This is a genomic window from Ramlibacter sp., assembly GCF_050250995.1.
Lineage (GTDB): Bacteria > Pseudomonadota > Gammaproteobacteria > Burkholderiales > Burkholderiaceae_C > Ramlibacter.
In genome coordinates this window covers 1-22,793 of record NZ_JBFWNP010000070.1, presented here as the reverse complement: position 1 = coordinate 22,793, position 22,793 = coordinate 1, and the positions used below count along the sequence as shown (strand labels likewise).

The window sequence follows — 22,793 nt, the reverse complement described above, 5'->3', positions numbered from 1 at the left end:
AAGCGGTTCCACCGCGCGGATCAGCACCCCCGCGCCGTGCCCGTCTTCGCGGCACACGAAATTCAGGCACCTGTGAATGCCATAGGACCGATAGACATAGGCGCGACCGGGCGGGCCGAACATCGCGCGGTTGCGTTCGGTCGGCCCCGAGTAGCTGTGCGACGCCGGGTCTTCCCGGTCGTAAGCCTCGGTCTCGACGATGCGCCCGCCCACGCCGTCCACCAGCAGCACGGCGCCGATCAGCATGCGCGCGACCGCGTCGGACGCGCCTGCGAAATCGTCCGGATGCAGGACCCGGCTCATGCGATGTTCATGCGATGCTTTCACCCAGGGACCCGCCGCTCTGGTGGGACCACAGGCGCGCATAGAGTCCGCCCGCGGCGAGCAGCGTGCGGTGGTCGCCTTCCTCCACGATGCGCCCGTCGTCGATGACGATCAAGCGGTCGAGCGCCGCGATGGTCGAGAGCCGGTGCGCGATCGCGATCACGGTCTTGCCCTCCATCAGTTCCTGCAGGCTCGCCTGGATCGCGGCTTCGACCTCCGAGTCGAGCGCGCTCGTCGCCTCGTCGAGCAGCAGCACCGGCGCATCCTTGAGCATCACGCGCGCGATGGCGACGCGCTGGCGCTGCCCGCCCGAGAGCTTCACGCCGCGCTCGCCCACGTGCGCGTCGTAGCCCTTGCGGCCCTGCAGGTCCGAGAGCTGCCCGATGAAGTCGTGCGCCTTCGCGCGTTGCGCGGCGCGGATCATCTCCTCGTCCGTCGCACCGGGGCGGCCGTAGCCGATGTTGTCGCGAACGGAGCGGTGCAGGAGCGACGTGTCCTGCGTCACCATCCCGATGTTCGCGCGCAGGCTGTCCTGCGTCACGTGCGCGATGTCCTGTCCGTCGATGAGGATGCGGCCGCCGTCGAGGTCGTAGAAGCGCAGCAGCAGGTTCACGAGCGTCGACTTGCCCGCGCCCGAGCGGCCGATGAGCCCGATCTTCTCGCCGGGCTTCACGGTGAGCGTGAAGCCGTCGATCACGGGCTGGGGCTTGCCGTAGCCGAAACGCACGTCCTCGAACCGCACTTCGCCGCGCGTCACGACCAAGGGCTTCGCATCGGGCGCATCGACCACCTGCCGCGGCCGCGTGAGCGTCGCCATGCCGTCCTGCACCGTGCCGATGTTCTCGAAGAGCGACGCCATCTCCCACATGATCCAGTGCGACATGCCGCTGATGCGCAGCGCCATCGCCGTGACCGCGGCCACCGCGCCCGGCGACACCTGGCCGTGCGTCCACAGCCACACCGCATAGCCGCAGCTCGCGAGGATGAGCAGCGCCACCAGCGCATGATTGACGATCTCGAACGCGCTCACCAGGCGCATCTGCGAATGTCCCGTGGTCATGAACTCCTTCATGGCCTGCCGCGCGAAGAACGCCTCGCGCTGCGTGTGCGAGAACAGCTTGACGGTGGAGATGTTGGTGTACGCATCGGTGATGCGCCCGGTCATCATCGCGCGCGCATCGGCCTGCGCCTTGCCCATGCGGCCGAGCCGCGGCACGAAGTACCGGACGGACACCGCGTAGCAGCAGAACCAGCCTGCGAAGGGCAGCATCAGGCGCGCATCGAATGCGCCCGCGAGCGCGACGATGGCGATGAAGTACACGCCGATGCCGATGATGACCTCGGTGGTGGTGAAGATCATCTCTCGCACCGCGAGCGCGGTCTGCATCACCTTGGTCGTGATGCGTCCGGCGAACTCGTCGGAATAGAAGGCCATGCTCTGGCCGAGCATCAGGCGGTGGAAGTTCCAGCGCAGCCGCAAGGGGAAGTTGATCGCGAGCGTCTGGTGCTTCACCGTCGTCAGCATGGCGACGAGGGCAGTGCTGCCCACCAGGATGGCCGCGAAGATCAGCATGCGGTCGCTTTGCAGTTCCCACAGCTTCGCGGGCTCGTAGCGCCCGAGCCAGTCGACGACCTGCCCGAGCAGCGAGAAGAGCCATGCCTCGTAGGCGGACACGGCCGCGCTCAGCGCGGCGAGCACGGCGATGTAGCCGCGCAAACCCCGCGTGCAGGCCCACACGAAGGGCAGGAATCCTTTGGGCGGGAGTTCGGGTTCGGCCTCGGGGTAAGGGTGAAGTAGTTTCTCGAAAAGGCGGAACAAAACAAAAGTCTCCAGTGACCGGCATGCTCGCGATTCCGACGCAGCGCCACGCGAAAACACTGTATAAATAGCCAGTATGACGCGGCCGCTTTCCGTCCTCGAGGGGTTCGATGCTCACGCCGTGTGGCGTGGGACCGACCTTGCGGGCTCCCCCGAGCCTACCGTTTCCACGGGGCGGCAGGAGCTCGACGGGGTGCTTCCGGGCGGCGGCTGGCCCGTGGGGGCAATGGTCGAGTTGCTCAACGACCGGCCGGCCATGCATGCGTGGCAACTGCTGTTGCCCGGCCTGTGCGCGGTGACGCGCGCTCAGCCCGGTCCTGTCGTGCTCGTGGGCGCGCCCTTCGAGCCCTTCTGTCCCGCGCTGATGGCGCAGGGTCTGGCCGCCGACCGCCTGCTGCGCATCGAGGCTGAAAAGCATGCTGCGCGACTGTGGGCCAGCGAGCAGGCCCTCCGTTGCGCCGATGTGCCGGCCGTGCTGGCCTGGCTGCCCAGAACGCGCAGTTCGGACCTGCGCCGCATGCAGCTCGCCGCGCACCAGCACCAGAAACTGCTGTTCGTGTTTCGTCCGCTCGCGGCAATGAACGAATCCTCGCCCGCGCGACTGCGGCTCGTCGTCGAGGGCACGGACCGCTTGCAGCTGCGCGTGATCAAGCGGCGCGGCGCGCCGCTTGCTCGCACGCTCGAATTGCCGGCGCGTCCCCTGCGGCTCGAAGCCTTGCTCGCTTCGCGCAAGGGGCGTGCCATTCCCACTGTCCCCACGCCCCGAGACCGATCGCATGTACTGGATCGCGCTGCTGCCCTCGCATGACGAAGAGCGGACGGCCTGGGGATGGAGAGCCTTGCAGTTCAGCCCCCGTGTCGCCGCCGTCGAAGAAGCGCTTCTGGTCGAAGCGTCGGGGAGCGTGCGCCTGTGGGGCGGGCGGCAGCGGCTGCTGCGCCGGCTGCTGAAGCCGCAGGAAGGATGGGCGCAGCCGCTGTGGGCCGACGGGCCGACCTCGCTCGTGGCGCTCGCCTTGCTGCGGATGAAGCGGCGAGGCGATGCGCGGCCTGCGCCGGATCGCATTCCCGACGACCTGGCGCTCGAGGATCTGTCGGCGGCACGGGCGTCACTGGCGACCCTCGAGCGCATCGGCTGCAATCGCTGGGGCGAATTGCGGGCGTTGCCGCGCGGCGGGGTGTCTCGTCGTTTCGGCGCGGGCCTGCTGGCCGCGCTGGGCTGCGCGTATGGCGAGCAGCCCGAGACCTATCCCTGGCTCGAACTGCCCGAACGGTTCGATGTGAACGTGGAACTCCCCGCGCTTGCGACGTCCGCACCGGAGCTGATGTGGACGGCGCAGCGCCTCATGTCGCAGATGCACGTCTGGCTGCAGTCGCGCAATCGCGGCGTGGTGACGTTCGAGTTCGAATGGACGCTCGACCTGAAGCGGCTCGATGGGAAGGTGCTTCCGCCCACCGAAAAAATCGAGATCGGCACGGCGCAGCCGACACAGGACATGGCCCATCTGCGCAGGCTGGTCGGCGAGCATCTCGACCGCACGCGGATCGCGGCGCCGGCGAATCGCCTGCGCCTGCGTTCGCTGGAGACCGTGCCCTGGGGCGGCATCACGACGAGCCTGCTGCCGGAGGACAACCGCAAGGGCGAGAAGCTGCACCAGCTGGTGGAGCGGTTGAGCGTGCGCCTGGGCGAGGACAACGTGCGAGTGCCGGCGCTGGTGGAGGACCACCGTCCGGAAAAAATGCAGGCCTGGGTGTGCGCGCGTGGGGTTCGCGTGCCTGCATCGACCACCTCGCCCGATGCGATCTATCCGACGTGGTTGCTGCCGCAACCCCTGCAACTCGACGTGCAGGGCAACACGCCCCAGTACGGCGGGCCGCTGCGCCGGCTGGCGCGTCTCTATCGCGTCGAAACGGCGTGGTGGGAGGAGGGGGGCGCGGCGCTGCGCGACTACTTCATCGCCCGCGGCGAGTCGTGCGGCCTAGTCTGGATCTTCCGCGAGCGCCTGGAAAGCACGGGGCAGGCCCGCTGGTACCTGCAGGGCTTGTATGCCTGAATACCAGCTCAAGCCGAAGCATGTGCTCGACGAAGAGCGGCACCTGCCGCCCGTGCTCTCTGCCGGGCCGGATGGCTTGCCGGGCTATGCGGAGCTCCACTGCATCAGCAACTTCACTTTCCAGCGCGGCGCGTCGCATCCGCAGGAGCTGGTGCGGCGCGCCTACAACCTCGGCTACGAAGCACTGGCGATCACCGACGAATGCTCGGTGGCGGGCGTGGTGCGGGCCTGGTCGGGGTGGAAGGAATACCGCGAATTCATCCGCAAACTCGAAGAGCTCGAACCCGGCAAGAAGAGGGCGCGGCCTTTTCGCCTGATTTACGGGAGTGAATTCGATCTCGGCCACGGGCGGCTGATCGCCCTTGCACATGATCTGCAAGGCTGGGGCGGCCTGTGCGAATTCATCACGGCGGCACGCACCACCAAGGCGCCGAAGGGCGAGTACCGGCTGGATGCCTGCGACTTCGCGCTGCTGAAAGGTTGCGAGATCCTGTATGCGCCACGGCGCGGCGCGTTCGATGAAGCCGAACTCGTCCGGCTGCGCGACCTGTACGGCGCATCGTTCTGGCTCGCGGTCGAATTGCCGCATCTGCTCGACGACGACCTGTGGCTCGCCATGTTGCGCCATGCCGGCGAGAAGCATCGCATTCCCCTCGTGGCCGCGGGCGACGTGTATATGCACGTGCGTTCCCGCAAGCCGCTTCAGGACGTGATCACGGCGGTGCGCGTGGGCAAGCCGGTCGACGACTGCGGTTTCGAATTGCAGGCGAATGCGGAGCGGCACCTGCGTCGGCGCACGCGCCTCGCGGAGACCTTTCCCGCCGAGCTGCTGGTCAACACCTTGCGCGTGGCGCAGCGTTGCAATTTCGACATCACGGAAGTCCAGTACAACTATCCGCTCGAGACGGTGCCGGCCGGGATGACGCCGACGGCGGGCTTGCGGCAACTTACCTACGAAGGGGCGCATCGACGTTATCCGCAGGGAATTCCCGCCCGGGTCACGGAGCTTCTCGAGAAGGAACTCGCGCTCATCGCCGAGTGCAGGTACGAGATGTTCTTCCTCACGGTCCACGACATCGTGCAGTTCGCCGAGAGCCGGCGGATCCTGTGCCAGGGGCGCGGATCGGCCGCGAACTCCGTCGTGTGCTTCTGCCTCGGGATCACGGCCATGGACCCGATGCACTCCGCGCCCCTGCTCGAGCGCTTCATCAGCGTCGACCGCCGCAACGAGCCGCCCGATATCGACGTCGACTTCGAGCACGAGCGGCGCGAAGAGGTCATCCAGTACATCTACGGCAAGTACGGGCGCGACCGATCGGCGATCGCCGCCGTGGTGATCGGCTACCGCACGCGCAGCGCGATCCGCGACGTGGGCAAGGCGCTGGGCATCGGCGACAAACTCGTCGATGCGTTCGCGAAGGACCATCACTGGTTCGAGGAAAAGCTGGGCGAGGACCGGCTTGCGCTCATGGCGCAGCAGTGCGGAGAATCCATCACGCCGCACCAGACGCGGCAATGGCTCGCGCTCTCCTGGCAGCTGATGGGATTTCCGCGCCACCTCAGCCAGCACGTGGGCGGCTTCGTGCTCACGCAGACGAAGCTCACGCGGCTCGTGCCGGTGGAGAACGCGAGCATGAAGGACCGGTCGGTCATCCAGTGGGACAAGGACGATCTGGAGGACATGGGCCTCATGAAGGTCGACGTGCTCGCACTCGGCATGCTCACCGCGATTCGCCGCTGCATCGACCTCGTGGCGTTGCGCCGGGGAGAGCCCTTCACGAGATACGACATCGCCGACGAGGACCCCGCCACCTACGAGATGATCCGCAAGGCCGACACCGTGGGCGTGTTCCAGATCGAAAGCCGCGCGCAGATGTCGATGCTGCCGCGGCTGAAGCCCACGACTTTCTACGACCTCGTGGTCGAGGTCGCCATCGTGCGGCCGGGGCCGATCACGGGCGGCATGGTCCACCCGTACCTGAAGGCGAGGGAGCGGCGCGCGCAGGGCTTGCCCGTGGTGTACGAGAAGCCGCAGCTCGCGAAGGCATTGGGCCGCACGCTCGGCATTCCGATCTTCCAGGAGCAGGTGATGGAGATCTCGATGATCGCCGCCGGCTTCACCGCGACCGAGGCCGATTCGTTGCGCCGCGCCATGGCCGCGTGGAAGCGCAAGGGCGGCGTCGAGAAGTTTCGCGACCGCCTGATCGGCGGCATGCTGAACAACGGCTATACCCTCGAATTCGCGGAGCGCATTTTCAAGCAGATCGAAGGTTTCGGCGATTACGGATTCCCCGAAAGTCATGCCTACAGCTTCGCCCTGCTCGCGTACAAGAGCAGCTGGCTGAAGTGCCACGAGCCCGAAGCCTTCCTCGCCGCGATGCTCAATTCGCAACCCATGGGCTTCTACGCCCCCTCGCAACTCGTGCAGGACGCGCGCCGCCACGGCGTGGTCGTCCTTCCCCCCGACGTGTCGTACTCCACGTGGGACAGCAAATTGGGATCTGACCCCAATTTAAAAGAATTGGGATCTGACCCCAATTTCCGGCCCGCCGTTCGACTGGGGCTGCGGCTCGTGGGTGGATTGAGCGAGGCGAGTGCGGCCAGGATCGTCGCCGCCGCGCCGTTCAAGGACGTCGAGGACATGACGCGGCGTGCCGAGCTCGACGTGAAGGATCTCAACCTGCTGGCGGCGGGCGATGCCTTGCAATCCATCGCGGGGCATCGCAGGCAGCAGGTGTGGGAAGCCTCGGCGCAACGACGCGCCCCGGAGCTGCTGCGCGATGCGCCCATCGAGGAAGACGCGCTGCAGCTGCCCGAATCGCCCGAGGGCGAGGAAATCTTCTTCGACTACGCCTCGCTGGGCCTCACGCTGCGCAGGCACCCGCTCGCCTTGCTGCGGCCCCGTCTGAAAAAGCTCAAGCTGATGTCGGCGAAGGAACTGCATGACCTCCCGCATGGACGCCGCGTGGGCGCATGCGGCCTGGTGACGGTGAGACAGCAGCCCGCCACGGCCAAGGGCACGATCTTCCTCACGCTCGAGGACGAGACCGGCCCGGTGAACATCATCGTGTGGAACAGCGTGAAGATCGAGCAGCGCGACCCGCTGCTGCGCTCGCGCCTGCTCGCGGTGCGCGGCATCTGGCAGCGGGATGTGGAAAGCGGCGGCCAGGTCCGCAACCTCGTCGCGGAGCAGCTCGAGGACCTCACGTCGCTGCTGGGCCGGCTCGGCAGGCAGCCGAAATCCGGCAGCCGCGATTTCCACTGACGCAGTTCAGGTCGGCTTCTTCGCCAGGAAGAACATCACCGAGCCGAGCGCCGACACCAGCGCGAGCACCGTGAACGCCACGCGGTAATGGCCCGAGCCGTCCGCGAACGCGCCGGCCACCATCGGCCCGCACACCTGCCCGATGGCGGTGACGAAGGCCGAGATGCCCATGATCATGCCGATGGCCTGCACGCCGAAATAGTCCGCGCGGATCGCCTGCATGAACGGCCCGCGCAAGCCCCACGCCACGCCGTGCAGGATGGCGAACGCGCCCAGCATGAGCGGATGCACGGCGAAGGTCAGCATGAGCAGCCCCGCCGCATGGCCGATCATGCAGGCCGCGGCCACCTTGCGCTTTTCCCAATGGTCGCCGACGGCCGCGCCCACCAGCATGCCCGCGCCCTGCGAGGCCAGCATGATCGTGATGACGAGCGAGGCCTGCGACAGCGAATAGCCCAGGCCTTCCTTCATGTGCGAGATCGCATGCACGTTCACGGCCGACACCACCAGCAGCGCCAGGCTGTGCCCGGTCGAGATCATCCAGAACGCCCGCGTGCGCAGGGCTTCGGCCGCGGTGAACTGACGCTCGTGTCCGGCGCCGCCGGGCGCATGTTCGGCGGATTCGGCGACGGGCGGCAGCCCGTCCGGCGTCAGTCCCATCTCCGCCGGCGTCTTGCGCATCACGCGCACCGCCGGCAGCCCCAGCACGATGGCGATCACGCCGGCCGCGAACGCCGTCGTGCGCCATCCATGCACCTGCATCGCCCAGGCCACCAGCGGCACCGCGATTCCGCCGAAGGCCATGCCCAGTCCCATGATCGAGAGTGCGCGCGCGCGCTGCCGTCGAAACCAGTGGACGAGCGTCACCGTGAGCGGGAAGTAGCCCGAGAGGCTGGTGCCGATCGCGATCACGGCCATCGCGACGTAGAAGCCGGCCACCGTGTCGATCTGGCTGAGCAGCATGAATCCCATGCCGAAGAGCACGATGCCCAATTGCATCATCGCGCGCGCGCCGAACTTGTCCATGGTCCAGCCGAGCAGCGGCCCGAGCAGCGCGCTCTCGACCGACTGCAGCGCCGCGCCGCCCGCCAGCGCCGTCTTGCTCCAGCCCTTTTCCTGCGACAGCATCGCGACGTAGGCGCCGAAGGCCTGCTGCAGCAGGCCCGCATGCAGGAACTGGATGAACGCGCCCGCGCCCACCATGCGCCAGCCGTAGAAGATCTTTGCCTTCATTTCGTCTTCACTTCGGCTTCCGCGCCAGCAGGAACATGAGGGAGCCCGCCATCGTGATCAGCGCGAGCACGGTGAATGCCGTGCGGTAGTTGCCGTTGGCATCGGCGAACGCGCCCGCGATCATGGGCCCGCCCACCTGGCCCACGGAGATGACGAGCGCCGACACGCCCATGATCATGCCGATGGCCTGCACGCCGAAGTAGTCGGCGCGCAGCGCCTGCATGAACGGGCCGCGCAGTCCCCAGGAGATGCCGTGGATGACCGCGAACGCGCCGAGCATCGCCGGGTGGACGGCGTAGGTGAGCATCAGCACACCGACGCCATGGCCGATCATGCAGCCGCCCGCGATGAGGCGCTTGTTCCAGCGGTCGCCCACCGCGGCCCCGAGCAGCAGGCCCGCGCCCTGCGCCATCATCATCATGGTGATGACGAACGAGGCTTGCGCGACGGTGTAGCCCAGGCCCTCCTTCATGTGCGAGATGGCATGCACGTTCACGGCCGTCACCAGCAGCACGGCGAGCGAATGGCCGCACGCGAGCAGCCAGAAGGCGGGCGTGCGCATGGCTTCGACGGCGGTGAAGTGGCGCTCGGCGGGCGGCGCGGCGGGCGCGTCGACGGCGGGCACGGGCTCCGAGGCCGCCGCGGCGATTCCGTCGGGCACTTCGCCGATCTCCGACGGATGCCGCCGCATCATGCGCGCGAGCGGCAGGCCGATGACGATGCTGACGACGCCCGACGCGAAGGCGGTGGAGCGCCAGCCCCAGGTCTGCATCGCCCACGCGACGAGGGGCACCGCAATGCCGCCGAGCGCGAAGCCCACGCCCATCATCGACAGCGCGCGGGCCCGCCGTCGCCGGAACCAGTGGACGAGCGTGACGGTCAGCGGAAAGTACCCGGAGAGGCTGACGCCGATGGCGATGACGACGAAGGCGGCGTAGAAGCCGGCGACCGAATCGATCTGGCTGAGCGCCATGAAGCCCAGGCCGAAGGCGATGATGCCGACCTGGATCATGGCGCGCGCGCCGAAGCGGTCCATGGCCCATCCGAGCGCGGGGCCGAGCAGGGCGCCTTCGAGCGACTGCAGCGCCGCCCCGCCGGACAGCGCGGTCTTGCTCCATCCCTTTTCCTCGGAAAGCACGGCGACGTAGGCGCCGAAGGACTGCATCAGCAGCCCCGCATGGAGGAATTGAAGGATGGCGCCGGCGCCAACCATGCGCCAGCCGTGGAAGATTTTCAAGAGAAGCCGAGTTTATCGGCAGCCGGGCGCGAGGGTGGCGCTTAATCGAAAGAATTCAAGCAGCGGGGCTGCCGTGCAGCGACGGGAGGTTCGTCGAGCAGGTTCAGGTGATGCCCTGCGCGAGCATCGCGTCGGCCACCTTCACGAAGCCCGCGATGTTCGCGCCGCGCACGTAGCTCACCTTGCCGTCCGCCGTGGCGCCGTGCTGCACGCAGGCCGCATGGATGCCGCGCATGATGGACAGCAGGCGCGCATCGACTTCCTCGCGCGGCCACGACAGGCGCATGCTGTTCTGGCTCATCTCGAGGCCCGAGGTCGCGACGCCGCCCGCATTGCTCGCTTTGCCGGGCGCGAAGAGCACGCCGGCATGCTCGAAGGCGTCCGCCGCCTCGAGCGAGGTCGGCATGTTGGCGCCTTCGGCCACGCACTGCACGCCGTTGGCGATGAGGGTGCGCGCGTCGTCCGCGTCGATCTCGTTTTGCGTCGCGCAGGGCAGTGCGACGTCCGCCGCGATGTGCCAGGGCTTGCGGCCCGCGAGGAACTCCGCCCCGGTCTCGGCCGCGTAGTCGCTCACGCGGCCGTAGCGGTGGTTCTTCACGTCCATCAGCACCGCGAGCTTCTCGCTCGTGAAGCCCTGCGGCTCGTGGATCGTGCCGCTGGAATCGGACACGGTGAGGACCTTCGCGCCGAGCGCCATCGCCTTTTCCACCGCGTACTGCGCGACGTTGCCGGAGCCGGAGACGCTCACCCGCAGGTCGTCGAAGGAGCGGCCGTTGCGCTGGAGCATCTCCTGCGCGAAATAGACGGTGCCGTAGCCCGTGGCTTCCGGCCGCATCACCGAGCCGCCGAACGACAGGCCCTTGCCGGTGAAGACGCAATCGGCCCGGTTCGTAAGCTTCTTCATCATGCCGGCCATGAAGCCGACCTCGCGCGCGCCGACGCCGATGTCGCCGGCCGGCACGTCGGTGTCCGCGCCGAGGTGGCGGAACAGCTCGGTCATGAAGGCCTGGCAGAAGCGCATCACTTCACCGGGGCTGCGGCCCTTCGGATCGAAGTCCGAGCCGCCCTTGCCGCCGCCCATGGGCAGCGTCGTCAGCGCGTTCTTGAAGGTCTGCTCGAACGCGAGGAACTTGAGGATGGACGGGTTCACCGACGGGTGGAAGCGCATGCCGCCCTTGTACGGGCCGATCGCCGAGCTGTGCTGCACGCGATAGCCGCGGTTCACGCGCACCTGGCCGTGGTCGTCGACCCACGAAACGCGGAATTGGATCAGGCGCTCGGGCTCCACCAGGCGATCGAGCAGACCCTGCTCCGCATAGCGCGGATGCGCGGCGATGAAGGGCCACAGGCTGTCGATCACTTCGGTGACGGCCTGCACGAATTCGGGCTGGCCGGGATTGCGCGCCACGAGGTGCGCGAGGAAGTCTTCCTTCAATTTGTAGTTCATGCCGCTATGCTAGAGGCCGCCGGGCCTGTCGGCTTGCTGACGGTTGACGACCTCGGTCGCCGGGCTCAGACCGTCGGCGTGCGCTCGCCCGAGTCGTTCTGCGCCACGAGCGGATGCGGCACCGCCTCGCCCGCGCGCCGCGCCCGGAACAGCCCGGCGCGCGACAGCAGCACCGTCGTCACCGGCGCGGTGATCGACAGGATCACGATCACCAGCCACACGTGCAGCGAGAGCCGCCCGCTGCCAGCCGTGAAGTGGATGACGGACGCCAGCGCCACCGACCAGCTGCCGAGCGTGTAGCAGACGGCCGGGGCATGCATGCGCATGAAGAAGTCGGGCAGGCGCCACAGTCCCAGCGCGGCGACGAGCGCGGTTGCGCCGCTCGCGAGCAGCAGCAGGGCGACGAGCAGCTCCGCGATCATTCGATCACCTCCCCGCGCAGCAGGAACTTGGCCATGGCCGCGGAACTCACGAAGCCGAACAATGCCATCAGGAGCGCCGCCTCGAAGTACATGCTGCTGTCGTAGCGGATGGCAAGGACCAGCATCATGAGCATGGCCACCGCGAAGATGAAGTCGAGCGCCACCACGCGGTCCTGCGCGCGCGGTCCGCGGAACAGGCGCGTGAGCGCGATGCCGGAGGCCGCGCCGTACATCAGCAGGGTCGCGGTGACCGCGAAATCGAGGATGCTCATTCGAAGATCTCCATGAGGGGGCGCTCGTAGCGGGCCTTGAAATCCCGGACGTACGCGGCCTCGTCGTCGACGCCGAACACGTGCAGCAGCACCGCGCTTCGGTCGGGCGCGAGCTCGGTCCAGAGCGAACCCGGCACCACCGTGGCGATGACCGCCAGCGCCGCCAGTCCGTGCGTGTCGCGCAGCTCGAGCGGCACCGAAATGAAGACGCCGCGCGGCGGCCGCGAGCGGGGCTGAAGCGCGCCGCGGCCGACCTGCAATGCGGAGGCGATGACGTCGTGGCCGACGCGCAGCACCAGCCGCGCCACGACCGCGGGCTTGCGCACCGGCCCGCCCGGCGGCTTGAGCGGCGCGGCGAACAGCGGCACGACGACCGCGACCAGCGCCGCCACGAGCAGGTCGGTCGGCGCCACCGAGTCGTTGAGCACGAGCCAGAACACGGCAAGGCTCGCCGCCAGCAGGAGCGATGGCTTGCGCTTCATCGCGCCGCCTCCCGCGTCTGCGGCCGCGTCGCCATCACGGCGTCGATGTAGCCCTGCGGCGCGTGGAGATCGTCCGCCATGGCGCGTGCGAAGCGCAGCCCGTGTTCCCCGGCCACGGCCATCGCGATGCAGCCGCCCAGCAGCAGCAGGATCGGCACGCCTTCGAAGAGGCGCAGCCGCGGCGCGGCGCGCTCCTGCGTCGCCCAGAAGTGCGTGATGAAGGCGCGCGTGAGGGACAGCGTGGCGAGGAAGCCCGAGCCGAGCAGCAGCGCGAACATCAGCCAGGCGGCGCGCGGATGCGGCGCGTGCGCCTCGGGTCCGGCCAGCGCCGTCAGCATCGCGAGCTTGCCCACGAAACCCGAGAGCGGCGGCAGGCCCGCGACCACCAGCATGCAGGCGAAGAAGGCGGTGCCGAGGAACGCGATCGCGCCGGGGATGGCGCGGCCGACCAGCGCCACCTGGTCGTCGTCGAGGTTGGCGTCGGCGGGCGGGCGGACGTCCGCGAACGCCGGCAGGCGCCCCTGCGGCTGATCCGCCTCGGGCGGGTCGACCTCGAGCTGGCGCTGGCGCTCGACCACTTCGACCAGCAGGAACAGCGTCGCGGCCGCCAGCGTGGAGCTCGCGAGGTAGAAGAGCGCGCCCGTCGTCAGCGCCGGCAGATCGAAGCCGACGGCGGCGATCACGGTGCCCGAGGACGTGATGACGCTGTAGCCGGCGAGCCGGCCGAGCTGCACCGAGCGCAGCATGCCGATGGCGCCGAAGGCCACCGTCGCGAGGCCGCCCGCGACGAGAACGACGCCGCCGAAGTGCGCGGAGTCGCCGGCGGTGGCCGGGAAGCACAGGGTCCACAACCGCAGGATCGCGTAGACGCCGACCTTGGTGAGCAGCGCGAACATGGCCGCGGCCGGCGCGCTCGCGGCGGCATAGGCGGTGGGCAGCCAGAAATTGAGCGGCCACAGCGCGGCCTTCGCGAGGAAGGCGACGGCGAGCAGCGCGGCGGCGGCGTGCAGCAGCCCGCGGTCGGCCGCCGGAACCTGCGGCAGCTTCTGCGCGATGTCCGCCATCGTGAGCGTGCCGGTCACGCCGTACAGCAGCGCGGCGCCGGCGAGGAAGAGCAGCGAGGCGACGAGATTGACGGCGATGTAGTGCAGCCCCGCGCGCACGCGCGGCGAACCGCCGCCGTGCAGCAGCAGGCCGTACGAGGCGGCGAGCAGCACCTCGAAGAACACGAACAGGTTGAACAGGTCGGCCGTGAGGAAGGCGCCGTTGAGTCCTGCGAGCTGCAACTGCAGCAGCGGGTGGAAATGCACGCTGGCCCGGTGCCACCGCGCCAGCGCGAACACGAGCGAGCCCACGCCGACCAGCGCGGCGAGCACGAGCATCATGGCCGACAGCCGGTCGAGCGCGAGCACGATGCCGAAGGGCACGGGCCAGTTGCCCGGCAGGTAGACCGCCATGGCATTGCGCGTGCCCGCGTCGAGGCCGAGCAGCAGGTGGACGGCGACGGCGAGCGACGCCAGCATCGACAGCAGGTGCAGCCCCGCCTTCAGCCTGCGCCGCGTGTCGGGCACGACCACAAGCAACGCGGCCGTGACCATCGGCAGCAGCACGGGCAGCAGCACGTCGTGCGCCAGCGGGTTCATGGCTTTTCCTCGCTGCCGTCGACATGGTCGCTGTCGGTCAGTCCGCGCAGCGCGAGCAGCACGACGAGGAAGAGGGCGGTGGTGGCGAAGCCGATCACGATGGCGGTGAGCACCAGCGCCTGCGGCATCGGGTCGGTGTAGTTCAGCAGGTCCGCGGCCACGCCGGGCCGCACGATGGGCTCCTTGTCGAGGGAGAGGCTGCCCACGCTGAAGATGAAGAGGTTGGTGGCATAGGACAGCAGCGTCAGGCCGACCAGCACCTGGTAGGTTCGCGGGCGCAGCACCAGCCACACGCCCGCGGCGACGAGCACGCCGATCGCGACCGAGATGATCGCCTCCATCAGCGGCGCTCCCGGCGGCGTGCGCGCAGCGACTGGTGCGCGAGCGCGGTGAGCATCAGCAGCGTCGAGCCGAGCACGACCGCGAACACGCCCGCGTCGAACAGGGCCGCGCTCGGGAAGTGCAGCTCGCCGAACACCGGGAGCGTGACGTGCGCCGTGTGCGTGGTGAGGAAGGGAAAGCCGAGCACGAGCGAGCCCAGCCCCGTCGCCACCACGATCAGCAGGCCGGCCGCGATCCACCACGGCGGGTTGAGGTCCATCCGGTCCTCCACCCACTCCGTGCCGCCCACCATGTACTGGGCGATGAAGGCCGTGGCGAGCACCAGGCCGGCGACGAAGCCGCCGCCGGGCTGGTTGTGTCCGCGCAGGAAGAGGTGAAGCGCCACCACCATCGCGATCGGCAGCAGCAGCCGCACCAACACCGAAGGCACGAGCAGGTAGCCGTGCGCGGGGTCGCCAAGGTCCTGCACTTCCTTCGACCGCAGCAAGTCGGTGCGGCTGCCGTCCGGCACGGCCTGCTGCTGCGGCGGCAGGATTTCGACTTCGCGCGGCGGCCTGAACCGCCGCAGCAACGCGTAAATGGTGAGCGCGACGGTGCCGAGCACCGCGATCTCGCCGAACGTGTCGAAGGCGCGGAAGTCGACCAGCATCACGTTCACCACGTTCGTGCCGCCGCCTTGCGGCAGCGCGTTCACGATGAAGAAGGGCGAGATGCTCTGGAAGCCCGTGCGCGTGAGCATGGCGTACGAGAGCGCGGAGAGGCCGAGGCCCGCGAGCGCGGCCAGCACGAGGTCGCGGCGCCGGCGCCAGCGCGCGCGGCGCGCCTGCTGCGCATCTTCGATCGGGATGCGTTGCGGCAGCCAGCGCAGCCCCAGCAGGAAGAGCACCATGGTCACCGCCTCGACGGCGAGCTGCGTGAGCGCGAGGTCGGGCGCGGAGAACCAGGCGAAGGTGAGGCACACCGCGATGCCTACGATACCCAGCAGCGTGAGCGCCATGAGCCGGTGGAACTTCGCCTGCCACGCCGCGCCGATGGCGGCCGCCCCGCCGATCAGCCAGACGAGCAGGAATTCGGGCGTGGCGGGTACGCGCACACGGTCGCCCCATTCCAGCGGCACCACGAGCGCGGAGCCGAGCGCGGCCGCGCCCGCGACGGCCAGCATGCACAGCATCTGCATCTGCAGGTGGCGGCTGCTGGTGCGACGGATCAGCCGGCGCACGCCGTTGTCCGCGAGGACGAGCGTGCGCTCGAACAGGCGCTTGCCGTCGAGCCGGCCCATGAACGGCGTCGCGCGCAGGGGCCGCAGCTTGAAGCGTCCGCCGAAGGCGAGGTAAGCACCGAGGCCGACGCCCAGCGCCACGAGGCTCATCGCCAGCGGCGCGTTGAAGCCGTGCCAGATCGCGAGGCTGTACTCCGGCAGCTGCCCGCCCACGACCGGCAGCGACGCGGCGGCCAGCAGCGGGCCGACCGACCACTCCGGCGCGATGCCCACCACGAGGCACGTGACCACCAGCAGCTCGATCGGCACGCGCATCCAGCGCGGGGGCTCGTGCGGCACGCGCGGACAGTCGCGCGGCGGGTCGCCGAAGAACACGTCGTGGCCGAAGCGCAGGGAATAGACGACCGCGAACACGCCCGCGAGCGTGGCCGCGGCAGGCAGGCCGTACTCGATCCAGGGGTTCGACTTGAAGTAGAGCGTCTGCGCGAAGAACATTTCCTTGGACAGGAAGCCGTTGAGCAGCGGCACCCCCGCCATCGCGGCGCAGGCGACCATCGCGAGCACCGCCGTGCCCGGCATGTGGCGGTACAGGCCGTCGAGCCGGCGCATGTCGCGCGTGCCCGTCTCGTGGTCGATGATGCCCACCGCCATGAAGAGCGAGGCCTTGAAGGTCGCGTGGTTCATCATGTGGAAGACCGCGGCCACGGCGGCCACCGGGCTGTTCATGCCGAGCAGCAGCGTGATGAGGCCGAGATGGCTGATCGTAGAATACGCGAGCAGCGACTTCAGGTCGTTCTGGAACATGGCCGCGTAGGCGCCGAGCAGCAAGGTGACCAGCCCCGCGCCGCCGACGATCCAGAACCATTGATCGGTGCCCGCGAGCGCGGGCCACAGCCGCGCCATGAGGAAGACGCCGGCCTTCACCATCGTCGCCGAATGCAGGTAGGCCGACACCGGGGTCGGCGCGGCCATCGCATGGGGCAGCCAGAAGTGGAAGGGGAATTGCGCGCTCTTGGTCAGTGCGCCCAGCAGCACGAGCACGAGCGCGGGGGTGTAGAGCGAATGGGCGCGGATTCGGTCGCCCGCGGCGAGCACCTCGCCGAGCTCGAAGCTGCCCGCGATGTGGCCGAGCAGGACCACGCCGCCGAGCAGGCACAGGCCGCCCGCGGCCGTGACCACGAGCGCCATGCGCGCGCCGCGCCGCGCGTCCTTGCGGTGGTGCCAGTAGCCGATGAGCAGGAACGAGAGCACGCTCGTGAGCTCCCAGAACACGGCGAGCTGCACGAGGTTGCCCGACAGCACGATGCCGAGCATCGCGCCCATGAAGGCGAGCAGCAGCGCATGGAAGCGCGCGGCCGGATCCTCGGCCGAGAGGTAGTAGCGCGCATACAGCACGACCAGGGCGCCGATGGCGCTCACGAGCACCCCGAAGAGCCAGGCGAAGCCATCGACCCGCAGCGACAGCTCGATGCCCAGGCTGGGCAGCCACGACCAGCGCGCCTCGACCACGCCGCCGTTGGCGATGTCGGGGAACAGCAGGACGAGCGCGACGACGTTGCCGATGGCCACGGCGGCGGCCAGGATGGCCTGCGCATTGCGCGAGCGCGTGGGCACGATCGCCGCGAGCACGCTGGCGAGGAACGGAACGGTGATCACCCACCAGAGAGACATGGCGACGAGTGTAGAGGTTCGCGTTTCCTTGCCGCCCGGCTCAGCCGCGCGCGGCCGCGGTTTCGGGCTCGGTCGGCACGATGAGCACGTCGGCTTCGCTGCCCGCCAGCACGGCGCGGGTGACGCCGCCGAGCAGGAAGTCGGCGAGCAGCCCGCGCTGCCGCTTGCCGATGACGATCAGCTCGGCCGCGATCGCCCGCTGGCGTGCGAGCACGGCCTCCGCGGCATCGCCATAGCGAACGGAAGTCGCGACGGGCCCCGGCAAGGCGGCGGCTACGATCTCGTCGAGGCGCGCCAGCGCGGCGTCCATGGCGTTCGGACCGGCGTGCGACTCCGGGCGCTTGTCCTTGCGCCGGCTCCAGCCGCGCGCGGCCTGCGCGTGGACGACTTCGAAGCGCGCATGCGGCGCGTAGTGGGCGGCGGCCGCGAGCACCTGTTGCGCCTCGTGGGTCAGGTCCACCGCCGCGAGCGCGCGTGCGTAGTGCATCTGCGGCGCGGCGGCTCCGGTGCTCGCTGGGCGCTGGATCGCGGGCCGCCGCACCACGAGCGTCGGCACGCGGCACAGGCGGATCACGCGGTCGGCCTGCGTGCCGCCGAGGAGGCTGCGAAGCGGGTTCGAGCGTGCCGTGCCAATGACGAGCAGGTCCGCGCCCGCCGACGCCGCGCGCATGTCCGCGACGAGGTCCGGGCCCGGTGCGACGGGACGCACATGCACGGCGAGGCGCTGCGCGAGGTCGGCGCACAGCGCCTCGATCTTCGCCTGCGAGGCGGCGGGACCTGGCGCGCTGCCCTTCGATGGCGAATGCAGGAGCGCGAGCTCGGCCCCGCGCTCGCGCGCGAGGTATGCGGCGCGCCAGACCGCGTTGCGCGCGGACGGCGTGCCGTCGTCGATGACGAGGATGTGGCGCGCGTTCGAGACGCGGGTTTCGTCGTTCACATCCGCGAGCATCCGGGAAACGTCCTCCAGGGTCATGACACTTTGCTTTCGGCTCGACGGTTCATGTGACGTAGTCGCCGGTGGCTTCGGGCTGGAAGAGGATCTGCTCGATCTGCGCCACGGTCTCTTCGCCGCCGGGCGAAGCCCACCGCGCGATGGCGCCGACGGGCAGGCCGATGAGGCCGAGGCCCGCGGGCGACAGCACGCTGACGTAGCCCTTCGCGGGCTCCGCGTCCGCGGGATAGCAGAGCACCATCACCTGGCGGCGGTTCAGCGTGAGGTCGCGGATGACGAACTGCGAATACATCGTCACGACCTCCGGCGGGATGGTGTCGCCGGGCACGACGTCGGCGTCGCAGATCAGGTCTTCGAGCACGGGCGCTTCGCCGCTGCGCACGAACTTCTTCAGGCGGATGAAATCGAGCTGGGTGAGCTTGCGCTCCACCGGATGGGGGGTCGACATGGATGCACTCCGATCGGGCGGGCCCTGCAGGTGCAGGGCGCGCGGGCGCGCCGGGTCCAGGTTGGCCCGACGGTCGAGTGATCAGCGCTGGAAGGGGGGGAAGTGGCGACCGCCGGGCTCAGGAGACCGCAGGCGTTCGCTGCGCGAGAGCCAGGTTGCGCGCGCACGCATTCGCGACCGCGCGGCGCGAAATGCGCGCGGCGGAGGCGGATTGGAGTGCGAGGACGCGGGATGCCATAAGGCCGAGTATAGGGGCGATCCACGGCGCGGTGGATTCTGGCAGGCGTCGCATGGTCATTGCCCGGCGTCCTTGCTCACGCGAGCGCGTCGACGAGGTAGTCGATGAGGAGGCGCACCTTGGGCAGCACATGCTTGCGCGAAGGGTAGAGCGCGTACACGCCAAGCTCGTGCGAGCGGTACTCGGGCATGAGCTCCACGAGCCTGCGCTCCTTCAGCGCGTCGGCCACGAGGAATTCGGGCTGCAGCACGATGCCCTGGTGCGCGAGCGCCGCGGCGCGGCACGTGTCGCCGCTGTTGGTGTGCATGCGCGGATGCACGCGCGCGGAGACGGCGCCCGCGGGCCCTTCGAACGTCCATGTGTCGCCGCTGACGAGCAGGCTGTAGGCAAGGACCGTGTGATCGGCGAGCTCGGACGGATGGCGCGGCCGGCCGTGCTTGCGCAGGTAGGTCGGCGACGCGCACAGCACGAGGCGCGTGGACGAAAGGCGCCGCCCGACGAGCGTCGAGTTTTCCATGCGGGCGATGCGCACCGCGACGTCGAAGCCTTCTTCCACGATGTCGATGAAGCGGTCCGACAGGTGGATTTCGAGCTCGATGTTCGGATGCGCCGCGAGGAAGCCGCCCCACAACGGCGCAAGCCGCAGCACGCCGAAGGACACGGGCGCGCTGATCTTCAGGCGGCCGACGGCCTCGCCGCGACGCGCGCTGACCTCGGCCTCGGCTTCCTCCACGGCCCCGAGCAGCTCGCGGCAACGCTCCACGAACACCTCGCCCTCCGCGGTGAGCGACAGGCGTCGCGTCGTTCTCTGCAGCAGGCGCACGCCGAGGCGCGACTCGAGCTCCGACACGATGCGCGACGTGGCGGCCTTCGACATCGAGAGCTTGTCCGCCGCGCCGACGAAGCTGCCCGCGTCGACGACGGCGGCGAAGACGCGCATTTCCTGGAATCGGTCCATGGGGAGGTGCTCTCGTGGGTAGTCGATTGTTCAGATTGACGAGACGATAAATCTCAATCCGACCAGTTTATCTAATCGGCGAGAGTCAATAAAGTTGATCCCACGGTGCAGCGAGATGCGCCGGTCTTTCAACAACTCACGTCAAGGAACCATCATGAACCGCCAATCCATCGCCACTTTCGTCGCCATCGCCGCTTTCGCCGGCGCCTCGTTCGCCTACGACGACGTGCCCCAGCACGACAAGTCCTTCACCTCCACGGCCTCGCGTGCCGCGGTCGCAGCCGAAGCCACGGCCCAGCCGCGCGGCCCGGCGTACCTCGCCGCCATCCAGTACAGCCCGTACGCCGGCTTCCAGGGCACGAAGACGCGCGCCGAAGTGCAGGCCGACCTCTATGAATCGCGTGAGCGCATGAACGCGTTCACCGGCGAAGACAGCGGCTCCCGCTGGCTGTCGCGCAACGGCGCGAACATCGCCCGCACGAACGTGGTGGGCGAGCCGGTCAACCCGCAGTAACCGGCTGCGAGCCCCGGTGCGCCGTGGACGCCATCGGCCGCGGGCGCGATCGTCGAGGTCGCGCCCGCGGCCGTCTTTCGCCACCTAGAATGCCCTCGATGCGAGAACGCGGTGCCCTCTTCGTCCAGCCTCACTACGACGACGTCGCCCTTTCGTGCGGTGGCATCGCAGCCGCATTGGCGCGCGCGGAAATGCAGTCCCACATCGTCACCGTGTTCGCGAGCGAGATCGTGCCCGAGATGGTCGGCGACTTCGCGGCCTGGAAGCACGGGCGCTGGGGCATCGAGGACATCGACGAAGTCGTCGCGACCCGGCGCGAAGAAGACGCGCAGGCCACGGCGGTGCTCGGGTGCAGCGCCCGCTGGCTCGGCTTGCCCGATGCGATCTACCGCATCGGGCGCTACACGGAGGATGCCGAACTCTACGGATTGCTCGACGCCGAGGAGCATGCGCTCGCCATCCATCTCGCCGAAGAAGTGGTCGGCCTCCCCGAATGGCGCGAGGGCCTGCGCGTCTTCGTGCCGCTCGGCGTGGGATCGCACGTCGATCACCAGCTCGCGTTCGAGGCGGGCGCGCAGCTTGCGAAGCGCGGCGTGGAGGTGTGGGCGTACGAGGACTTGCCGTACGGCATCCACACGCCCGAGGCGCTTACCCGGCGGCTCGTGGAGTTGCAGGGTCGTATCGGCGGGGAAGTGGCCGTGCCCATCGCCGACACGCTCGAGGCCAAGCTCGACGCCATCGCGCGATACCGAACGCAGTTGCCGGTGATCTTCCGGTTCACGGACGACTGGCGCGGTGCGGTGGCCGCGCACGCCCTCTCGGCGGGTGGGGGCGTGCCTGCGGAAAGGGTGTGGCGGGTGCAAGAGCTCTTCGCGGAGTGAGCGGTTTCGCTCGAGGACATTGATCATGCAGAACGTCACATTGGATTCGCCTCCCCCTGGGGCCCTGATCGTTGCACGGCCGAGCGCACCTGCAGCGCTCGTCCTTCTTTTCCACGGGGTCGGCGCGACGGCGGAGGGACTGGTCGGCCTGGGCCAGTGCATTGCGCGGCAGCGGCCCGATGCCATGGTGGTGAGCGTCGCGGCCGCGCGGCCTTCGACGCTCGGGGCCGGACGCGAGTGGTTCTCCGTCGTCGGCATCACCGAGGAGAATCGGCCCGGCCGCATCGCCGAAGCCATGCCGGCGTTCGAGAGCACCGTGTCGCAGTGGCAGACCGAGGCGGGCGTCCGTGCGTCGCGCACGACCCTGGTCGGGTTTTCCCAAGGCGCGATCATGTCCCTGGAGGCGACGCAGGTTGTGGAGGTCGCGGGTCGGGTCATCGCCCTGTCCGGGCGCATGGCAACGCCCGCGCGTCGCGCGCCCGCGGGTGTCGTCTACCGCTTCGTTCACGGCGATGCGGACCGTGTCGTCGACGCGCGTTTCAGCATTGCAGCCGCCAACGAACTGCAGGCGCTCGGCGCGGATGCGAGCGTCGAGGTCGTGCCGGGGCTGGGGCACGGCATCGACGAGCGGGTGATCGAGCACGTGCTGCGGGCTCTGCAATGAGCGCCCTCCAGCTTCGGATTTCCGACGCGGCCTACGAGATTTCCGTGGATGACACCGTGCTGGCGCGTCTGCCAGGCGGCGCGTCGACGCTCCTGGCCGGAGCGGGCGAGCGCGTGCGCGAACTCGATGTCGAGACCGCGATCGAACGCGCGGAGGACTGGCTGATGCCGTCCAGCACATCGTTCCACGCCTTCACGCTGGTCCTGCCGGAAGGGGCGGGCCGCCTGGCGCCGTGGTTCGGGTCGGATGCGAGCGTGACGCCGGAGCAGGTCGAGTGCGTGTTCAACCGCGTGGTCGACGATGTTGCGGCCGGTCGTGCGGCGCAGCGGGATGCTGTTGCCGACCTCGTCGTCTTACGCGAACTGATTCACCACGGCGCGCTGACCGCTGTCGTCTTTCGCAGCTGACCCTGTACTTCCGTCTCGTTGTACCTTCGGGTGCAGGGGCCTAGATTCCCGCCCAATTCATCGGGAGGGAACATGCGAGCCAACATCGCAGCCGCCGCGCTCGCGGCGCTACTGGCGTGCAGCGTCGCGGCACACGCCGCCATCCAGCCGGCATCCGGCGAAGCGGTCGAGACCGAGGTGGACTGGGTGGACGAGGGCGCGCATTCGCTGACCTTCACGCGCCGCTATCGCAGCGGTGCTTCGCTCGTCACGGGCCTGGGCACGTGGTCGCATCCGTGGTCGGCGACCTTCTCGCGGTCGGGTG

General features: G+C 69.1%; 22 protein-coding genes. 8 read left to right on the top strand and 14 right to left on the bottom strand.

What is annotated here, in order from left to right; all coding sequences use genetic code 11:
- Both AB7E83_RS26140 and AB7E83_RS26135 read right to left on the bottom strand, forming a co-directional pair.
- On the bottom strand, positions 1-303 hold a 303-nt coding region (locus AB7E83_RS26140; RefSeq protein WP_428574078.1), incomplete at its 3' end, for a DNA-3-methyladenine glycosylase.
- A gap of 7 nt (positions 304-310) precedes the next feature.
- On the bottom strand, positions 311-2,143 hold the full coding sequence (locus AB7E83_RS26135) for an ABC transporter ATP-binding protein (RefSeq protein ID WP_428574076.1): 1,833 nt from the start codon (positions 2,141-2,143) through the stop codon (positions 311-313).
- 121 nt (positions 2,144-2,264) lie between these two features.
- Between AB7E83_RS26135 and imuA the strand changes: the two genes are divergently transcribed.
- The 3 genes from imuA to AB7E83_RS26120 are packed head-to-tail and all read left to right on the top strand — an operon-like array spanning position 2,265 to position 7,459.
- A complete protein-coding gene (gene imuA / locus AB7E83_RS26130; RefSeq protein WP_428574074.1) occupies positions 2,265-2,951 on the top strand; it encodes a translesion DNA synthesis-associated protein ImuA in 687 nt (228 codons plus the stop codon).
- The gene (locus AB7E83_RS26125) at positions 2,920-4,194 is read left to right on the top strand and encodes a DNA polymerase Y family protein (protein ID WP_428574072.1); all 1,275 of its coding nucleotides are present in this window, start codon (positions 2,920-2,922) and stop codon (positions 4,192-4,194) included. Before imuA ends, AB7E83_RS26125 begins: the two co-directional genes overlap by 32 nt.
- Positions 4,187-7,459 (top strand): error-prone DNA polymerase, encoded by a 3,273-nt coding sequence (locus tag AB7E83_RS26120; RefSeq protein ID WP_428574070.1) that lies wholly within the window; start codon positions 4,187-4,189, stop codon positions 7,457-7,459. The genes AB7E83_RS26125 and AB7E83_RS26120 overlap by 8 nt, the downstream gene beginning before the upstream one ends.
- 6 nt (positions 7,460-7,465) lie before the next feature.
- Here AB7E83_RS26120 and AB7E83_RS26115 read toward each other — a convergent pair whose 3' ends face one another.
- From AB7E83_RS26115 to AB7E83_RS26060, 12 genes are all read right to left on the bottom strand, one after another.
- Positions 7,466-8,692: an MFS transporter gene (locus AB7E83_RS26115; protein ID WP_428574068.1), complete on the bottom strand. Its 1,227-nt coding sequence runs from the start codon at positions 8,690-8,692 to the stop codon at positions 7,466-7,468.
- Positions 8,693-8,699: 7 nt separating this feature from the next.
- Complete coding sequence (locus tag AB7E83_RS26110) at positions 8,700-9,929, bottom strand: MFS transporter (protein WP_428574066.1); 1,230 nt, start codon at positions 9,927-9,929, stop codon at positions 8,700-8,702.
- A 103-nt stretch (positions 9,930-10,032) separates the two neighbouring features.
- Positions 10,033-11,376 carry an NADP-specific glutamate dehydrogenase gene (gdhA, locus tag AB7E83_RS26105; RefSeq protein WP_428574064.1) on the bottom strand — a complete coding sequence of 448 codons (1,344 nt, stop codon included), beginning with the start codon at positions 11,374-11,376 and terminating at the stop codon, positions 10,033-10,035.
- Between the two features lie 65 nt (positions 11,377-11,441).
- Entirely contained in the window at positions 11,442-11,798 is a 357-nt protein-coding gene (gene mnhG / locus AB7E83_RS26100) for a monovalent cation/H(+) antiporter subunit G (RefSeq protein ID WP_428574062.1), read from the bottom strand.
- Positions 11,795-12,070 carry a K+/H+ antiporter subunit F gene (locus AB7E83_RS26095; RefSeq protein WP_428574060.1) on the bottom strand — a complete coding sequence of 92 codons (276 nt, stop codon included), beginning with the start codon at positions 12,068-12,070 and terminating at the stop codon, positions 11,795-11,797. Before AB7E83_RS26095 ends, mnhG begins: the two co-directional genes overlap by 4 nt.
- Positions 12,067-12,552 (bottom strand): Na+/H+ antiporter subunit E, encoded by a 486-nt coding sequence (locus tag AB7E83_RS26090; protein ID WP_428574058.1) that lies wholly within the window; start codon positions 12,550-12,552, stop codon positions 12,067-12,069. Before AB7E83_RS26090 ends, AB7E83_RS26095 begins: the two co-directional genes overlap by 4 nt.
- Positions 12,549-14,195 carry a monovalent cation/H+ antiporter subunit D gene (locus AB7E83_RS26085; protein ID WP_428574056.1) on the bottom strand — a complete coding sequence of 549 codons (1,647 nt, stop codon included), beginning with the start codon at positions 14,193-14,195 and terminating at the stop codon, positions 12,549-12,551. The genes AB7E83_RS26090 and AB7E83_RS26085 overlap by 4 nt, the downstream gene beginning before the upstream one ends.
- On the bottom strand, positions 14,192-14,536 hold the full coding sequence (locus AB7E83_RS26080; protein WP_428574054.1) for a Na+/H+ antiporter subunit C: 345 nt from the start codon (positions 14,534-14,536) through the stop codon (positions 14,192-14,194). Before AB7E83_RS26080 ends, AB7E83_RS26085 begins: the two co-directional genes overlap by 4 nt.
- Positions 14,536-17,427: a monovalent cation/H+ antiporter subunit A gene (locus AB7E83_RS26075; RefSeq protein WP_428574052.1), complete on the bottom strand. Its 2,892-nt coding sequence runs from the start codon at positions 17,425-17,427 to the stop codon at positions 14,536-14,538. The genes AB7E83_RS26080 and AB7E83_RS26075 overlap by 1 nt, the downstream gene beginning before the upstream one ends.
- Before the next feature lie 40 nt (positions 17,428-17,467).
- Complete coding sequence (locus AB7E83_RS26070; protein ID WP_428574050.1) at positions 17,468-18,400, bottom strand: universal stress protein; 933 nt, start codon at positions 18,398-18,400, stop codon at positions 17,468-17,470.
- Positions 18,401-18,425: 25 nt separating this feature from the next.
- Positions 18,426-18,827 (bottom strand): GreA/GreB family elongation factor, encoded by a 402-nt coding sequence (locus AB7E83_RS26065; RefSeq protein WP_428574048.1) that lies wholly within the window; start codon positions 18,825-18,827, stop codon positions 18,426-18,428.
- Between the two features lie 314 nt (positions 18,828-19,141).
- Complete coding sequence (locus AB7E83_RS26060; RefSeq protein ID WP_428574046.1) at positions 19,142-20,023, bottom strand: LysR family transcriptional regulator; 882 nt, start codon at positions 20,021-20,023, stop codon at positions 19,142-19,144.
- 154 nt (positions 20,024-20,177) lie between these two features.
- Between AB7E83_RS26060 and AB7E83_RS26055 the strand changes: the two genes are divergently transcribed.
- The 5 genes from AB7E83_RS26055 to AB7E83_RS26035 form a co-directional block, all read left to right on the top strand.
- Complete coding sequence (locus AB7E83_RS26055) at positions 20,178-20,537, top strand: hypothetical protein (RefSeq protein ID WP_428574044.1); 360 nt, start codon at positions 20,178-20,180, stop codon at positions 20,535-20,537.
- Between the two features lie 98 nt (positions 20,538-20,635).
- Entirely contained in the window at positions 20,636-21,418 is a 783-nt protein-coding gene (locus AB7E83_RS26050; protein WP_428574042.1) for a PIG-L deacetylase family protein, read from the top strand.
- A gap of 25 nt (positions 21,419-21,443) precedes the next feature.
- The gene (ypfH, locus tag AB7E83_RS26045) at positions 21,444-22,082 is read left to right on the top strand and encodes an esterase (protein ID WP_428574040.1); all 639 of its coding nucleotides are present in this window, start codon (positions 21,444-21,446) and stop codon (positions 22,080-22,082) included.
- Positions 22,079-22,489 carry a hypothetical protein gene (locus tag AB7E83_RS26040; RefSeq protein WP_428574038.1) on the top strand — a complete coding sequence of 137 codons (411 nt, stop codon included), beginning with the start codon at positions 22,079-22,081 and terminating at the stop codon, positions 22,487-22,489. The genes ypfH and AB7E83_RS26040 overlap by 4 nt, the downstream gene beginning before the upstream one ends.
- Before the next feature lie 72 nt (positions 22,490-22,561).
- A partial coding sequence (locus AB7E83_RS26035; protein ID WP_428574036.1) for a DUF6531 domain-containing protein occupies positions 22,562-22,793 on the top strand: 232 nt, incomplete at its 3' end.

Coding starts and splice junctions, on each gene's coding strand:
- AB7E83_RS26055 (WP_428574044.1), top strand. CDS start 20,178: ATGAACCGCCAATCCATCGCCACTTTCGTCGCCATCGCCGCTTTCGCC.
- AB7E83_RS26065 (WP_428574048.1), bottom strand. CDS start 18,827: ATGTCGACCCCCCATCCGGTGGAGCGCAAGCTCACCCAGCTCGATTTC.
- AB7E83_RS26120 (WP_428574070.1), top strand. CDS start 4,187: ATGCCTGAATACCAGCTCAAGCCGAAGCATGTGCTCGACGAAGAGCGG.
- mnhG (WP_428574062.1), bottom strand. CDS start 11,798: ATGATCGCGGAGCTGCTCGTCGCCCTGCTGCTGCTCGCGAGCGGCGCA.
- AB7E83_RS26095 (WP_428574060.1), bottom strand. CDS start 12,070: ATGAGCATCCTCGATTTCGCGGTCACCGCGACCCTGCTGATGTACGGC.
- AB7E83_RS26075 (WP_428574052.1), bottom strand. CDS start 17,427: ATGTCTCTCTGGTGGGTGATCACCGTTCCGTTCCTCGCCAGCGTGCTC.
- AB7E83_RS26115 (WP_428574068.1), bottom strand. CDS start 8,692: ATGAAGGCAAAGATCTTCTACGGCTGGCGCATGGTGGGCGCGGGCGCG.
- AB7E83_RS26125 (WP_428574072.1), top strand. CDS start 2,920: ATGTACTGGATCGCGCTGCTGCCCTCGCATGACGAAGAGCGGACGGCC.
- AB7E83_RS26040 (WP_428574038.1), top strand. CDS start 22,079: ATGAGCGCCCTCCAGCTTCGGATTTCCGACGCGGCCTACGAGATTTCC.
- AB7E83_RS26085 (WP_428574056.1), bottom strand. CDS start 14,195: ATGAACCCGCTGGCGCACGACGTGCTGCTGCCCGTGCTGCTGCCGATG.
- AB7E83_RS26080 (WP_428574054.1), bottom strand. CDS start 14,536: ATGGAGGCGATCATCTCGGTCGCGATCGGCGTGCTCGTCGCCGCGGGC.
- ypfH (WP_428574040.1), top strand. CDS start 21,444: ATGCAGAACGTCACATTGGATTCGCCTCCCCCTGGGGCCCTGATCGTT.
- gdhA (WP_428574064.1), bottom strand. CDS start 11,376: ATGAACTACAAATTGAAGGAAGACTTCCTCGCGCACCTCGTGGCGCGC.
- AB7E83_RS26060 (WP_428574046.1), bottom strand. CDS start 20,023: ATGGACCGATTCCAGGAAATGCGCGTCTTCGCCGCCGTCGTCGACGCG.
- AB7E83_RS26090 (WP_428574058.1), bottom strand. CDS start 12,552: ATGAAGCGCAAGCCATCGCTCCTGCTGGCGGCGAGCCTTGCCGTGTTC.
- AB7E83_RS26050 (WP_428574042.1), top strand. CDS start 20,636: ATGCGAGAACGCGGTGCCCTCTTCGTCCAGCCTCACTACGACGACGTC.
- AB7E83_RS26070 (WP_428574050.1), bottom strand. CDS start 18,400: ATGACCCTGGAGGACGTTTCCCGGATGCTCGCGGATGTGAACGACGAA.